Annotated in this window: 13 protein-coding genes; 4 read left to right on the top strand and 9 right to left on the bottom strand. The window is 73.6% G+C overall.

Features of this window, described 5'->3' with window-relative positions:
* Positions 1 to 97: 97 nt before the first annotated feature.
* The 3 genes from DEJ43_RS37735 to DEJ43_RS06405 form a co-directional block, all read right to left on the bottom strand.
* Positions 98 to 1,438 (bottom strand): alpha/beta fold hydrolase, encoded by a 1,341-nt coding sequence (locus tag DEJ43_RS37735; RefSeq protein ID WP_106433686.1) that lies wholly within the window; start codon positions 1,436 to 1,438, stop codon positions 98 to 100.
* 204 nt (positions 1,439 to 1,642) lie between these two features.
* On the bottom strand, positions 1,643 to 2,995 hold the full coding sequence (locus DEJ43_RS06410; RefSeq protein ID WP_041662184.1) for an erythromycin esterase family protein: 1,353 nt from the start codon (positions 2,993 to 2,995) through the stop codon (positions 1,643 to 1,645).
* 98 nt (positions 2,996 to 3,093) lie between these two features.
* A complete protein-coding gene (locus tag DEJ43_RS06405) occupies positions 3,094 to 4,341 on the bottom strand; it encodes an exo-beta-N-acetylmuramidase NamZ family protein (RefSeq protein ID WP_015032501.1) in 1,248 nt (415 codons plus the stop codon).
* Between the two features lie 203 nt (positions 4,342 to 4,544).
* Between DEJ43_RS06405 and DEJ43_RS06400 the strand changes: the two genes are divergently transcribed.
* Together DEJ43_RS06400 and DEJ43_RS06395 are read left to right on the top strand one after the other, a co-directional pair.
* Positions 4,545 to 5,321 (top strand): SDR family oxidoreductase, encoded by a 777-nt coding sequence (locus DEJ43_RS06400; protein ID WP_015032500.1) that lies wholly within the window; start codon positions 4,545 to 4,547, stop codon positions 5,319 to 5,321.
* A 130-nt stretch (positions 5,322 to 5,451) separates the two neighbouring features.
* Positions 5,452 to 6,045, top strand: a complete 594-nt coding sequence (locus DEJ43_RS06395) for a TetR/AcrR family transcriptional regulator (RefSeq protein ID WP_015032499.1) — start codon at positions 5,452 to 5,454, stop codon at positions 6,043 to 6,045.
* Between the two features lie 31 nt (positions 6,046 to 6,076).
* Here DEJ43_RS06395 and DEJ43_RS06390 read toward each other — a convergent pair whose 3' ends face one another.
* Together DEJ43_RS06390 and DEJ43_RS06385 are read right to left on the bottom strand one after the other, a co-directional pair.
* Positions 6,077 to 7,291 (bottom strand): acyl-CoA dehydrogenase family protein, encoded by a 1,215-nt coding sequence (locus DEJ43_RS06390; protein WP_015032498.1) that lies wholly within the window; start codon positions 7,289 to 7,291, stop codon positions 6,077 to 6,079.
* A 6-nt stretch (positions 7,292 to 7,297) separates the two neighbouring features.
* Positions 7,298 to 8,320: a phosphotransferase gene (locus DEJ43_RS06385; RefSeq protein ID WP_015032497.1), complete on the bottom strand. Its 1,023-nt coding sequence runs from the start codon at positions 8,318 to 8,320 to the stop codon at positions 7,298 to 7,300.
* Between the two features lie 128 nt (positions 8,321 to 8,448).
* Here DEJ43_RS06385 and DEJ43_RS06380 point away from each other — a divergent pair, with 128 nt between their 5' ends.
* Complete coding sequence (locus tag DEJ43_RS06380) at positions 8,449 to 9,729, top strand: enolase C-terminal domain-like protein (RefSeq protein WP_015032496.1); 1,281 nt, start codon at positions 8,449 to 8,451, stop codon at positions 9,727 to 9,729.
* A gap of 2 nt (positions 9,730 to 9,731) precedes the next feature.
* On the opposite strand, the gene DEJ43_RS06375 is transcribed toward DEJ43_RS06380, so the two are convergent.
* The gene (locus DEJ43_RS06375; protein WP_015032495.1) at positions 9,732 to 10,652 is read right to left on the bottom strand and encodes an MBL fold metallo-hydrolase; all 921 of its coding nucleotides are present in this window, start codon (positions 10,650 to 10,652) and stop codon (positions 9,732 to 9,734) included.
* Positions 10,653 to 10,740: 88 nt separating this feature from the next.
* On the opposite strand from DEJ43_RS06375, the gene DEJ43_RS06370 reads away from it, so the two are divergent.
* Positions 10,741 to 11,670 (top strand): NADP-dependent oxidoreductase, encoded by a 930-nt coding sequence (locus tag DEJ43_RS06370; protein ID WP_041662183.1) that lies wholly within the window; start codon positions 10,741 to 10,743, stop codon positions 11,668 to 11,670.
* A 51-nt stretch (positions 11,671 to 11,721) separates the two neighbouring features.
* Here DEJ43_RS06370 and DEJ43_RS06365 read toward each other — a convergent pair whose 3' ends face one another.
* The 3 genes from DEJ43_RS06365 to DEJ43_RS06355 all read right to left on the bottom strand — a co-directional run bounded on the left by DEJ43_RS06365 (position 11,722) and on the right by DEJ43_RS06355 (position 13,015).
* Complete coding sequence (locus DEJ43_RS06365) at positions 11,722 to 12,039, bottom strand: DUF202 domain-containing protein (RefSeq protein ID WP_015032493.1); 318 nt, start codon at positions 12,037 to 12,039, stop codon at positions 11,722 to 11,724.
* Positions 12,036 to 12,431, bottom strand: coding sequence for a YidH family protein (locus DEJ43_RS06360; RefSeq protein ID WP_015032492.1), 396 nt, complete (start codon positions 12,429 to 12,431; stop codon positions 12,036 to 12,038). The genes DEJ43_RS06365 and DEJ43_RS06360 overlap by 4 nt, the downstream gene beginning before the upstream one ends.
* Before the next feature lie 68 nt (positions 12,432 to 12,499).
* Positions 12,500 to 13,015: an NUDIX hydrolase gene (locus DEJ43_RS06355; RefSeq protein WP_015032491.1), complete on the bottom strand. Its 516-nt coding sequence runs from the start codon at positions 13,013 to 13,015 to the stop codon at positions 12,500 to 12,502.
* Positions 13,016 to 13,020 lie beyond the last annotated feature (5 nt).

Genomic DNA, 13,020 nt, shown 5'->3' with positions numbered 1-13,020 from the left:
CGGTGCGCGAGGGGCTGCCGGGAGAGACCGGAACGGAAGGGTCCGGTGAGGCCGGGCCCCGGCCCCACCAGCGGTTCCGCCCGGTGGGCCGGTCGCCCTACCGGCCCGCCCGGGCCGCCGACACCACGACCCGGGCCAGCTCGGGTCGGCGGATGTCGCTGTGCCCGCTGACCACGTCCGAGGCGTCCACGCTCACGAATCCCGAGGCCGGCACCCCCTCGCGCAGCAGCGCCGCCAGCGGCCGTACGACCGTCCCGGGCACCGCCTGTACGCCGTCGTGCCCGATCGCGCCCCAGCGCGGGTCGTCCAGACCGAGCAGCCGGGCGCCGGGGACGGCCTCCGCGTCGTCGTTCGCGAGCCGGGACGCCAGCGGGTACATCACCCCGAGCGCGGTGTCGTGCCGCGAGTAGCAGGCCACCACCGGCCCCCTGACCCGCTGCTGCATGTCCCGCAGGGCGCCGGAGCGCCGGGTGTCGTGCGGCAGCTGGGCCGCGAACGCGTAGTGCGAGAAGGCGCCCTGGAGCAGCGTGACGGAAGCGACCGGCCGGGCCCCCGGCGGAAGCCCCTTCAGGGCGCACGCGACGAGCCGGGCGCCCATGCTGTGGCCCACGAGATGGACGCGGAGGCGGGGCGCAGCCCTGGCGACCTCGCCGAGCAGGGGACCGAGTCCGAACTCGCCGACCTGGCCCGACCGCTTCTTCATGACGTAGTACGTGGCCTGCCGCAGGACCTCCCGGGCCCCCTTCCAGTACCGCTTGAGGCCCTCCCCGAAGCCCTCCTCCCCGTAACCGCCCGGCCCGACGACGCCGGGCCCGACCCCGTCCGGCCCGACGACCCCCGGCCCGACCCCGTCCGGCCCGACGACTCCGAGTCCGACGTCGTCCGGCCCGACGGCTCCGGGCGCGGCGACGCCGGGCCCGGGCCCGGCCGGCTCCAGTGCCTCCGTGAAGACGGCGCACACGTCCACCGGGTCGGCGACGAGGAACTCCGGCACCGGCTCGGCGGCCTCGGAGAAGCCCTCCGGGCCGCCACCGGAGGGCACGTCCGTGAGGTCCCGCAGCAGCGCCCCGAACTCGGCGAAGGCGGCCTCGTCCGGCGGAGCCGTCGCCAGGAGTTCGGTGAGCCGGTCGATCACCGGCTCCTTCTCCGGGAGGACCGTCACGAGGGCCCGGTAGTCGGAGACCGGTTCGCCCGTGAACATCATCGAGGGCCAGATCACGCCCGCGTACCCGGCCTCGACGCCGGGGGCGAGCAGGCCGGGGAAGGGCTCGAAGAAGTCGGAGCAGAGCCGGGTGGCGCCGGACGGGGAGTTGTTCCATCCGTGCGCGAACACCACCAGGTCGGTGACCCCTTGCCGGGCCAGTGCGGCGAGGGCCGCGGACTGCCCCGCGGGCCCGTCGCCCTCCTTGTCGAAGGTGATCTCCCGGTACGGTTCCACACTCATCCCGGACAACGGCCCGACCGTCCCTCCACGTCGAGGTGGCCACCGCGCTCCGGACGCGCCAAGCGCGGGCGGCGGCTCCAGGGCCAGCATGCCCGCGCGTGGCCCCGGCCAGACCTCGGCCGGGGGAGGCGTACCGTTTCGGCGGCAGGGGCGCCACCCGTGTGCCCGGGCCGCGTCACCGATCCGGCGGCCCCCGCCTCAGCGCAGCCGGGCCGCCGAGATCCTGGGGAAGTGGATCAGCAGGTCGTACGCGGTCGAGAGCCGCACCGGCGCCTCCGCGCCCGGCCACGGGTACGCGGTCCCGATGCCCCGGGTGGTCCGGTGCGTGCCCAGCCAGTCGCGCGCCGCCGGCGTCGTGCGCCGCAGGTCCAGGTAGAACGGCGCGGACGAGACCCGGTCCAGCGTGTGGGCGTTGCTGTCGGGGCCGAGCGGTCCGACGGTGAAGACCCGGAGCGGCTCGCCCGGGGCCCCGGTGTCGTGCGCGTTGAAGGAGCCCCGGCCGAAGGAGGTGCCGACGCTCACGTACTCCGGACCGAGGGCGTCCCTGAGGAAGGCGCCCTGCAGCCGGGGGTAGTGGTCCGGCTTCGTCGTCTCGTACCCGATGTGCCCGTTGTGCGCGGAGAGCAGGATCCGGTCGCCGGTCTTCCGCTGCCACCACACGGTGTTCTCGGCCATGATCCGGTCGCGGTAGAGCATCGCCTCGGCGACGCCCGCCCCGGTGTCCAGATCGTGGGCGTACTCGGTGCCGACCTGGGCGATGGCCCGCGCGTGCTGGACCGCCCACGAAGCCGCCTCACGCGCGCGTGCGTCCTTCCCGGGCCGCTGGCGCTCCAGGAGGGCGAGGGCGGTGTTCACCTCGGAGGCCATCCGCTGCCGTTCGGGGCGCGGCTTGGCCATGTAGCCCTTCATCCACGCCTCGACCCCGCCCACCGGACGCGAGGCCCGGTACAGCTCCTGGAAGCGGGGGAGGAGCGCGGGGTGGGCGCGGGCCACGTACCCGGTCACGTCGTCGAAGAGGTTGGCGCCCGCGTAGCCCAGGTCGTTGCCCATGAAGCGGACCTGGTGGCCGGGGTGCCGCTGGTTGTACGCCCGCATCCAGCGGAAGAGGTCGAGGTACTCCTCCGTGTTCCAGAGGCGGTACGACTCCTGGAACTCGTCCCGCATGATCGCCCGGATGTCACCGCGGCCCGTCCGCACCCACTCGTCGACGAGCAGCCCGGTGGACCAGCTGGCCTCCAGGGCGAACGTGGTGAAGCCCCGGCGCTCCACGAGGTGCTCGAAGATCCGGTGCTTCGTGGTGAAGAACTCCGCCGAACTGTGGGTGGCCTCCCCGACGCCGACGACCTTGGCCGAGCCGATCATCCGGTCGAGCGGCTCCAGGTCGGTCAGGGGCTGGGCGGTGCGGGCGAGTGCGCGGGCCGGGTCGGGCGCGGCCGGGGCCCCGGCGGTCCCGGCCGCCCCGGCGGCGGGAGCCAGGGTGCCGAGGCAGGCGGCGACCAGCAGGCCGACGAGGGGCAGCCGGCGTCGTGACGAGGTGCGGGAAAGGATCATGGGTCCAGCGTCGCCGGTGCGCCCCGCCGGGGACATCCCGCCCACACCCCTGTCGATCTTGGGGAAAACCCCACCGGCCCGCGGGCCCCCGCACCTCCTCAGCGGTAGAGCAGGTACTCCTTCCGTACCGCCCGGAACGCCGCGAGGTCCGCCTGCCACGCCCCCACCGTCTCGTCCACGCCCGCGCCCGCGTCGATCAGGGTCCGCACCCGGGTCGAGCCGGTCAGCTTGTCGATCCAGTTGTCCGCGCGCCAGGCGAAGCCGGACCACGAGCTCCGGGCGGTGACCAGGAGCCCGATCCCGGTCCGTACCGGGTCGAAGGACTCCCGGTCGTGGACGTGCAGCTGCACCCCGCCCACGGTCTTCCCCTGGAACTTGGAGAAGGTCGGCGCGAAGTACGCCTCGCGGAACCTGACGCCCGGCAGGCCGAGCGCGGCGGCCGCCTCCGCCCAGCGCCGGTCGACGCCCTCGGCGCCGAGGAGTTCGAAGGGGCGGGTGGTGCCCCGGCCCTCGGAGAGGTTCGTCCCCTCGAAGAGGCAGGTGCCGGAGTAGACGAGCGCGGTCTCCGGCGTCGGCATGTTCGGGCTGGGCGGCACCCAGGGCAGCCCGCTCGCGTCGAAGAAGTCGGTCCGCCGCCAGCCCGTCATCCGCACGGTCTCCAGGGCGACCGGTGAGGCCAGGAACTCGCCGTTGAACAGCAGGGCCAGCTCGGCCACCGTCATGCCGTGGGCCTGCGCGATCGGTTCGCGTCCGACGAACGTGGCGAACGCCCGGTCCAGGACGGGCCCGAGCGCCGCCCGGCCGGTCACCGGGTTCGGCCGGTCCAGGACCACGAACCGCTTCCCGGCGAGGGCAGCGGCCACCATGCAGTCGTACAGCGTCCAGATGTACGTGTAGAAGCGGGCGCCGACGTCCTGGATGTCGAAGACGACCGTGTCCACACCGGACGCGGTGAAGACGTCCGCGAGCGGCTGCCCGCTCTTCAGATAGGTGTCGTAGACGGGCAGTCCGGTCGCGGGATCGTCGTACCGCCCCTCGGAGCCGCCCGCCTGCGCGGTGCCCCGGAAGCCGTGTTCGGGGCCGAAGACGGCGACCAGGTCCACCCGCTCGTCCGCGTGCATCACGTCCACGATGTGCACGGCGTCCCGGGTGATGCCGGTGGGGTTGGTGACGACGCCGACGCGCTCGCCCGCGAGGAGGGCGTACCCGTCCGCCGCGAGGCGCTCGAAACCGGTCCGTACGCGCGCGTGGTGCGGCCGTCCGTCCGCCGAGGCGGCGGGCGCGGCGGCGGCCACCGCCCCGAGCGCGCCGCCGGCGGCCAGCAGACTCCGTCGCGACAGACCCATGCGAAACCTCCTCGATCGCCGGCCCCCGGGCGGGCCCGTGACATGGGCCCGCACGCTAGCGGTCCTGACCGCCCACGGGAACGAGGCGTGCGGCCGACACCCTTCCGTCTTCCATACCGACTGGTTAGTCTGTTCGCGTCGTCACAGGTCGGCGGAGGCCGTCACGGGCCCCCGCGGGCCGTCACCAACGGAGAGGTGGGTCCATGAGCGAGGGCGCGAACCAGGTCCAGGGCGCCGGAGTCGTCGTCACGGGAGCCGGCGGCGGCATCGGCGCCGCCCTCGCCCGGCGGTTCGCCGCCGAGGGCGCCCGGGTCGTCGTCAACGACCTCGACCCGGTCCGCACCAAGGCCGTCGCCGAGGAGATCGGCGCCCTCGCCGTCCCCGGTGACGCCTCCGCCGTCGTCGAGGAGGCCCGCGAGGCCCTCGGCGGCACCGTCGACATCTGGTGCGCCAACGCCGGACTCTCCTCGCCGGGCGACGCCTTCGCCGACGAGGACGTCTGGGCCGCCGCCTGGGACGTCAACGTGATGGCCCACGTCCGCGCGGCCCGCGCCCTCCTGCCGGACTGGCTGGAGCGCGGCAGCGGCCGGTTCGTCTCCACCGTCTCCGCCGCCGGACTGCTCACCATGATCGGCGCGGCGCCGTACAGCGTCTCCAAGCACGGTGCGTACGCCTTCGCCGAATGGCTCTCCCTCACCTACCGGCACCGCGGCCTCGCCGTCCACGCCATCTGCCCGCAGGGCGTCCGTACGGACATGCTGACCGCCGCGGGAACGGCCGGGGAGCTCGTCCTCGCCCCCACCGCCATCGAGCCCGAGGACGTCGCCGACGCCCTCCTCGACGCCATCGCCGCCGAGCGGTTCCTCGTCCTGCCGCACCCCGAAGTGGCCGGTTACTACCGCAACCGCGCCACCGACCCCGAGCGCTGGCTCGGCACCATGAACCACGTCCAGCGGGCCTGGGAGACGGGCGGTCGTTAACCGGGGCCCGATCGGATGCGAAGATCTACCGGCGGGAAGGCGTTCCCCTGACCGAAAAAGGTCACCGGAACGATCCCCCGGGCACCACGGCACCACCCCACGGAACGATCACCAAGGAAGGCGGCGGAGCATGGCCAGGACGACGGACGGGGACGGCACACCCGTCCCCCAGAGGCTCCTCGCCGCCGCCACCCGGCTCTTCGCCGAGCAGGGCTACGACCGCACCTCCGTCCAGGAGATCGTCGAGGCCGCCGGGGTCACCAAGGGCGCGCTCTACCACTACTTCGGCTCCAAGGAGGACCTCCTCCAGGAGGTCTACTCCCGGGTGCTGCGCCTCCAGCAGGAGCGCCTCGACGCGTACGCGGACTCCGGCGCGCCCATCGAGGAGCGGCTGCGGGCCGCCGCAGCCGACGTCGTCGTCACCACCATCGAGAACCTCGACGACGCCGCCATCTTCTTCCGCTCGATGCACCACCTCAGCCCGGAGAAGAACAAGCAGGTCCGCTCCGAGCGGCGGCACTACCACGAGCGCTTCCGGGCCCTGATCGAGGAGGGCCAGCGGTCCGGGGTCTTCTCCACGGCGACCCCCGCCGACCTGGTCGTGGACTACCACTTCGGGTCGGTGCACCACCTCTCCACGTGGTACCGCCCGGACGGGCCGCTCACCCCGGAGCAGGTCGCCGGCCACCTCGCCGACCTCCTGCTCCGAGCGCTCCGCCCCTGAGCCCCGGCCCTCCGCCGGGGCCGCCCCGCTCCTACAGGTACTTCTTCAGCTCCCGCCGCGCGAGCGACCGCTGGTGCACCTCGTCCGGGCCGTCGGCGAGCTTCAGGGTCCGCGCCGCCGCCCACAGTTCGGCGAGCGGGAAGTCCTGCGAGACACCGCCCGCTCCGTGCGCCTGCACGGCCTTGTCGATGATGTCGACCACCGCGCGCGGGGTGGCGATCTTGATGGCCTGGATCTCGGTGTGCGCGCCCCGGTTGCCCACGGTGTCCATGAGCCAGGCGGTCTTCAGCACGAGGAGCCGCAGCTGCTCGATCGTCACCCGGGCGTCCGCGATCCAGTTCTGTACGACGCCCTGCTGGGCCAGCGTCTTGCCGAAGGCGGTACGGGTGACCGCGCGCCGGCACATCAGCTCGACCGCCCGCTCGGCCATGCCGATCAGCCGCATGCAGTGGTGGATGCGGCCGGGGCCGAGCCGGGCCTGCGCGATGGCGAAGCCGCCGCCCTCCTCGCCGATGAGGTGCGAGGCGGGGACCCGGACGCCGTCGAAGACCACCTCGGCGTGGCCGCCGTGGTAGTGGTCCTCGTACCCGTAGACCCGCATCGCCCGGCGCACCTCGACGCCGGGGGTGTCGCGCGGCACCAGGATCATCGACTGCTGGCGGCGGGGGTCCGCGCCGTCCGGATCGGTCTTGCCCATGACGATGAAGATCGTGCAGTCGGGGTTCATCGCCCCGGAGATGTACCACTTGCGGCCGTCGACGACGTAGCTGTCGCCGTCCCGACGGATCCGGGTCTCGATGTTCGTGGCGTCGGAGGAGGCGACCTCCGGCTCGGTCATCGCGAACGCCGAGCGGATCTCGCCCGCGAGGAGCGGCTCGAGCCACTGCTTCTTCTGCGCCTCGTCGCCGAACTGGGCGAGCAGCTCCATGTTCCCGGTGTCCGGGGCGGCGCAGTTGAGGGCGGTCGGCGCGAGGTGGGGGCTGCGGCCGGTGATCTCGGCGAGCGGCGCGTACTGGAGGTTCGTCAGGCCGGCACCGTACTCCGCGTCCGGCAGGAAGAGGTTCCACAGGCCCTGCCGCTTGGCCTCGGCCTTCAGTTCCTCGACGACCGGCGGGGTGTCCCACGGGGAGGCGAGCCGGGTGCGCTGTTCCTCGGCGACGGTCTCGGCGGGGTACACGTGCGCGTCCATGAAGGCGAGGAGCTTCTCGCGGAGTTCCTCGGTGCGCGCGTCGTAGGCGAAGTCCATGGTGGTTCAGCCTTCCTGAAGGGTGGTCAGGCCGTGCTCGATGAAGACGGGGACGAGTTCGCCGATGCGGTCGAAGCCCGCGCCCACGGTCTGGCCGAGGGTCCAGCGGTAGTGGATGCCCTCCAGGATCACGGCGAGCTTGAACCAGGCGAAGGCGGTGTACCAGGGGAGCGCCGAGGTGTCGCGGCCCGAGCGGGCGGCGTAGCGCTCGACGAGTTCGGCGGCGGTCGGGTGCCCGGGCGCCGTGGCGGTGGTGGAGATGGGGGAGTCGGGCAGGTCGAGCGGGGTGCTGTACATGACGAGCAGACCGAGGTCGGTGAGCGGGTCGCCGAGCGTGGACATCTCCCAGTCGAGGACGGCGCGGATGCGGTCGGTGTCGTCGATGAGGACGTTGTCGAGCCGGTAGTCGCCGTGGATCACGGTGGGCGCGGGCGAGCCGGGGAGCGCGCGGCCGAGGGCGGCGTGCAGCTCGTCGATCCCGGCGAGTTCGCGGCCGCGCGAGGCGTCGAGCTGCTTGCCCCAGCGCCGCAGCTGCCGGTCGAGGAAGCCGTCGGGGCGCCCGAAGTCGCCGAGCCCGACGGCCTCCGGGTCCACGGCGTGCAGGTCGACGAGGGTGTCGACGAGGCCGAGGACGGCGGCGCGGGTGCGCTCGGCGCCGAGCGGGGCGAGTTCGGCGGCCGTGCGGTACGGCGTCCCCTCGACGAAATCCATGACGTAGAAGGGCGCCCCGAGCACGGAGTCGTCCTCGCAGAGCAGCAGCGTCCGCGGCACGGGTACGGCCGTGTCGTGCAGCGCGCTGATGACGCGGTGCTCGCGGCGCATGTCGTGCGCGGTGGCGAGGACGTGGCCGAGCGGCGGCCGGCGGACGACCCAGCGGGCGGCGCCGTCGGTCACCACGTAGGTCAGGTTCGACCGGCCGCCTTCGATCAGCCGGGCTTCGAGGGGGCCGGACACCAGGCCGGGGCGCTCGCGGTCGAGGAAGCGGCGCAGCTGCTCGGGGTCGAGGCCTGGCGGCGGGGCGGAACTCATACGTACCTCCGGATCGGCTTCGGTCGGCGTTCATGATGACCGACCAGTCGGTATGTCGTCCAGGGGGGTGTCGGGAAACCGGCCCCCTGGCTCTGGTCACCGATCGCATCCCTGAATAGGGTTCACATATGGATGCGAAGCTGATCGTCGACGAAGTCCGGCTCACCCCGATCCTGATCTCCGACCCGCCCCTCCTCAACGTCCAGGGGGTGCACCAGCCCTACACCCCCCGCCTGGTGGTCGAAGTGGTCACCCGGGGAGGGGTGAGTGGCCTCGGGGAGACGTACGGCGACACCGTGTACCTGGACATCGCCGGCCGGCTGGCCGAGGTGCTTCCCGGCCGCTCGATCACGGATGTGAACGCTCTCTTCGCGCTTTCGGAATCGGTGGATCCGCACCAGGCGGATGTCGACCCGGCCGTCGACGCCGGCGGCCTGCGCGGCGTCCGTACCGCCGACAAGCTCCGCCTCTCCGTCGTCTCCGCCTTCGAGACCGCCTGCCTCGACGCACTCGGCAGGACCCTCGGCCTGCCCGTCCACGCCCTGCTCGGCGGCAAGGTCCGCGACTCCGTCGAGTACAGCGCCTACCTCTTCCACCGCTGGGCCACCCATCCCGCCGGCGGCCCCGTCGACGACTGGGGCGCGGCCCTCGACCCCGCCGGGATCGTCGCCCAGGCCCGCCGCTTCGACCGCCTCCACGGCTTCCGCTCGTTCAAGCTCAAGGGCGGGGTGTTCGAACCCGAGCGGGAGATCGCCGCGATCCGCGCGCTCGCCGAGGCGTTCCCCGGCCGCCCCCTCCGCCTCGACCCCAACGGCGCCTGGTCCGTGGAGACGTCGCTCGCCGTCGCGCGGGAACTCGGGGACGTCCTGGAGTACCTGGAGGACCCGGCGAGCGGCACGGACGCGATGGCCGAGATCGCCGCCCGCACCGACGTGCCGCTCGCCACCAACATGTGCGTGACCACCTTCGAGGAGGTCCCGGAGGCCTTCGCGAAGGAGGCGGTACGGATCGTCCTCTGCGACCACCACTACTGGGGCGGCCTCGGACGCACCCGCGAACTCGCCGCGCTCTGCCGGACCTACGGCGTCGGGCTCTCCATGCACTCCAACACCCATCTCGGCATCAGCCTCGCCGCGATGACCCAGGTCGCGGCCACGCTGCCCGGCCTCCACCACGCCTGTGACACCCACTACCCCTGGCAGACCGAGGACGTGATCACCACCCGGCCCGTCTTCCGCGCGGGCCGCCTCGCCGTCTCCGACGCGCCCGGCCTCGGCGTCGACCTCGACCGGGACGCGCTCGCGGCGCTCCACCACCGCTGGCTGTCCGACGACGGCACCCACCACGACCGCGACGACACGGCGGCCATGCGCGGAGCGGCCCCGGACTGGAAACCGAGCAGCTGGTAGGGCTACGCGTGGCAGGCCACCGGCTCGCCCCCGTTCATCACCGCCATGTCGCCGAAGACCGCCACCGGGTCCAGCGCCGAGCCCTCCGGAAGCCCGTCCAGCTCCGCGTACGCCCGGTGCAGATTCGCCACCAGCCGCTCGCTCTCCCGCCACGCCGCGAACTCGCCGAGCTCCGCCCGCGACGCCGTCTCCAGCGGCGTCGCCCCCCGCGCGTACCCCTCCGCCGCCAGCTCCCGCACCCACAGCAGGTACCGCTCCGTCGCGTCGTACGCGGAAGGGTCGGTCACCCGCCCGTGGCCCGGCACGACCGTCGGCGCGTCGAGGGAGCGCAGCAGGGCGAGCGCACGCAGGGACCCGGCGAGCGAACCCATCGGCAGGAACGGCGTCCCGCCGTGGAACACCAGGTCGCCGGTGAACACCACCCCCCGCTCGGGGACGTGCACGATCGAGTCGCCCGTCGTGTGCGCCGGACCCGGGTGGATGACCCGTACCTCCAACTCCCCGACGTACAGGGTCAGCCGTTCGCGGTACGTGACGGTCGGCGGCTGGATGTCGACCGTCCCGAAGTCGGTCCGCGGCCACAGCAGATGGAGCTGGTGCCCCGCCGCGAGCTGCTCGCTCCGGCAGTTCTCGTGCCCCACGATCCGCGCCTCCGGCAGGAACACCCCGTTGCCGTACGTGTGGTCGCCGTGGTGGTGGGTGGAGACGATCGTCCCCGGCAGCGGCAGCCCCTGCCCGAGGACCGCCTCCCGCAGCAGCCGGGCCCGGCGCTCGGTCGCCGCGGTGTCGACCAGCAGCGACTCCCGCGCGTCGCCGAGGAACCCGGCGTTGTTGAGGCACCAGCCGCCGTCGGGCTGGACGAAGGCGTGCACGTCCGGCGCGAGCGGGACGACGTAAGGGGCCTGGAGATCGGTGACGGACAAAGGGATTCCCCCTGGTTGAGAGCCCGATCGGACAGGGGAGAGTCTCCCCGGCTTGCGGGCCGGCACGGTTGCACCGAGGGTCGGGGTCATGAAGGCGATCAGCTACAGCCGGTACGGCGGCCCCGAGGTCCTGGAGTACGGCGAGCGGCCCGACCCAAAGATCGGGCCCGACGCGGTCCTGGTCAAGGTGCGGGCGGCCTCGGTCAACCCGGTCGACTGGAAATGCCAGGCCGGGTACCTCGACGGGATGATGGACGCGGTGTTCCCGGTCGTCCCCGGCTGGGACGTCTCCGGGGTCGTCGTCAGGCCCGGCGTCTCCGTCACCGAGTTCGCCGAGGGCGACGAGGTCATGGGCTACGTCCGCGAGGACTTCCTCTCCCGGGGCACCTTCGCAGAGTACGTCGCCGCCCCGGTCCGCACCCTCGCCCGCAAGCCCCGCACCGTCGGCTTCGAGGAGGCCGCCGCGCTGCCGCTGGTGGGCCTCACCGCCTACCAGGCGCTCCACCGCCCCCTCGCGGTCGGACCGGGCGACACCGTCCTCGTGCACGCGGCGGCCGGCGGGGTCGGCTCCATGGGCGTCCAGATCGCCCGGCACCTCGGCTGCCGGGTCATCGGCGCGGCGCGCGACGCCGGACTCGAACGGGTCGCCGAGCTCGGCGCCGAACCGGTCCGCTACGACGAGGCGACCTTCGCCGACCAGGTCCGGGCACTCGCCCCGCAGGGCGTGGACGCCGTCCTCGACACCATCGGAGGGCCCTTCCTGCGGATCTCCGCCGGGCTGCTCGCCCCCGGCGGCCGGCTCGCCTCGATCGCCGACGGCGAGGTGCTCGCCCTCGGCGGCCGCTACTTCTGGGTGCGGCCCGACGCCGCGGACCTGGCGGCCCTCGCGGACCTGGTCGACGAGGGCGTCGTCGGCGTACGGGTGGCCAGGGCGTTCCCGCTGGAGCAGGCCGCGGACGCGCAGCGGGCGAACGCCGCGGGCGGCCTGAACGGCAAGGTCGTCGTCACCGTCCCCTGACGTACGCGCCCCCCCCGGAGGCGGCTCACCGGGCCTCCCGGCCCCTCGGGTTCACCAGATCATCGCCGCGCCGAAGACGGCCAGCGCGATCGTGCAGCAGGCGGCGAGCAGCGCGCCCCGGTGGGAGAGGGGCTGTGGCCTGGCCGGGCTCAGGGACCGGATCCGGCGGTGGGCGACGGCCAGGAACCCGATCCACACGAGGGCCGAGAGGGCGAGTCCGGTGACGCCCACGGCGGTGATCTCGTCGCTCACGCCCAGCTTGACGGCGAGCACGGCCACCACCGTGCACGACAGCGTCGTCCGCCGCCAGGCGAGCCGGGTCCGCTCCGGCTGGAGCCCGGGATCACGCGCGTCCGCGGGCTCCGTCACCGGCCCGCCCAGCCGAAGAGCACGACCACCACCATGGCGACCGCCACCACCGCCACGACCAGGCTCAGCACCGCGGGGAACCGGGACCCCGGCAGGTCCTCGCCGCGGCGCATCGCCCGCTCGCAGCGCACCCAGTGGTTCACCGCCCGCAGCGCGCACAGCGCCCCCGCCGCGAGCAGCGCGAGCGCGAGCCCGACCCGGACGCCCCAGCGCAGGTCCGGCAGGAACTGGTCCACGGCGAAACCACCGCCGACCAGGGCGAGCGCGGTCCGGATCCAGGCGAGGAAGGTCCGCTCGTTGGCGAGGGAGAAGCGGTAGTCGGGGGTCTCGCCCTCGGCCCGGATCCGCTGCGGCGCGAACCACAGCCGCAGACTCTGTACGAAATCGCTCACACGCGCACCCTAACGTTCGGGTGATCACCCCGCCGGGCGCCCCTCACCGGCCCCCGGGAACCGCGGGCTCACCGCCCCAGGTGCTCCCGCAGCCGTTCGTGCGCGGCGAGCCCGTCCGGCACCCACGCCCAGTCGCCGAGCCGCCCGGCCAGCTCCTCCTCCGTCAGGAAGGCGTGCCAGGCGACCTCCTCCGCCTGCGGGTTCACCGGCAGGTCGCAGCGCACCTCGTAGACCGCCGACCACCACTTGCCGGCCACGCCCGCGGAGTCGTACAAGAAGGTGAACAGGTGCTCGGGCCGGGGCAGGCCGCGTACACCGAGCTCCTCCTCGGCCTCGCGCAGCGCGGCCTCGTCGTAGGACTCGCCCGCGCCGACGACCCCGCCGACGAACATGTCGTACATCGAGGGGAAGACCAGCTTGGTCGGGGTCCTGCGGTGGACGAAGAACCGGCCCTCCGCGTCCCTGACCCGGACGAAGACGCAGCGATGGATCAGGCCCCGCGCGTACACCTCACCGCGCGGGGCCTGCCCGACCACCCGGTCCTGCTCGTCGACGACATCGAGAATCTCTTCAGCGGCGCTCATCCCGC

Source organism: Streptomyces venezuelae ATCC 10712 (assembly GCF_008639165.1).
GTDB lineage: Bacteria > Actinomycetota > Actinomycetes > Streptomycetales > Streptomycetaceae > Streptomyces > Streptomyces venezuelae.
This window is presented reverse-complemented; position numbering and strand designations above follow the sequence as displayed.

Coding starts and splice junctions, on each gene's coding strand:
- DEJ43_RS06410 (WP_041662184.1), bottom strand. CDS start 2,995: ATGATCCTTTCCCGCACCTCGTCACGACGCCGGCTGCCCCTCGTCGGC.
- DEJ43_RS06405 (WP_015032501.1), bottom strand. CDS start 4,341: ATGGGTCTGTCGCGACGGAGTCTGCTGGCCGCCGGCGGCGCGCTCGGG.
- DEJ43_RS06400 (WP_015032500.1), top strand. CDS start 4,545: ATGAGCGAGGGCGCGAACCAGGTCCAGGGCGCCGGAGTCGTCGTCACG.
- DEJ43_RS06395 (WP_015032499.1), top strand. CDS start 5,452: ATGGCCAGGACGACGGACGGGGACGGCACACCCGTCCCCCAGAGGCTC.
- DEJ43_RS06390 (WP_015032498.1), bottom strand. CDS start 7,291: ATGGACTTCGCCTACGACGCGCGCACCGAGGAACTCCGCGAGAAGCTC.
- DEJ43_RS06385 (WP_015032497.1), bottom strand. CDS start 8,320: ATGAGTTCCGCCCCGCCGCCAGGCCTCGACCCCGAGCAGCTGCGCCGC.
- DEJ43_RS06380 (WP_015032496.1), top strand. CDS start 8,449: ATGGATGCGAAGCTGATCGTCGACGAAGTCCGGCTCACCCCGATCCTG.
- DEJ43_RS06370 (WP_041662183.1), top strand. CDS start 10,741: ATGAAGGCGATCAGCTACAGCCGGTACGGCGGCCCCGAGGTCCTGGAG.
- DEJ43_RS06355 (WP_015032491.1), bottom strand. CDS start 13,015: ATGAGCGCCGCTGAAGAGATTCTCGATGTCGTCGACGAGCAGGACCGG.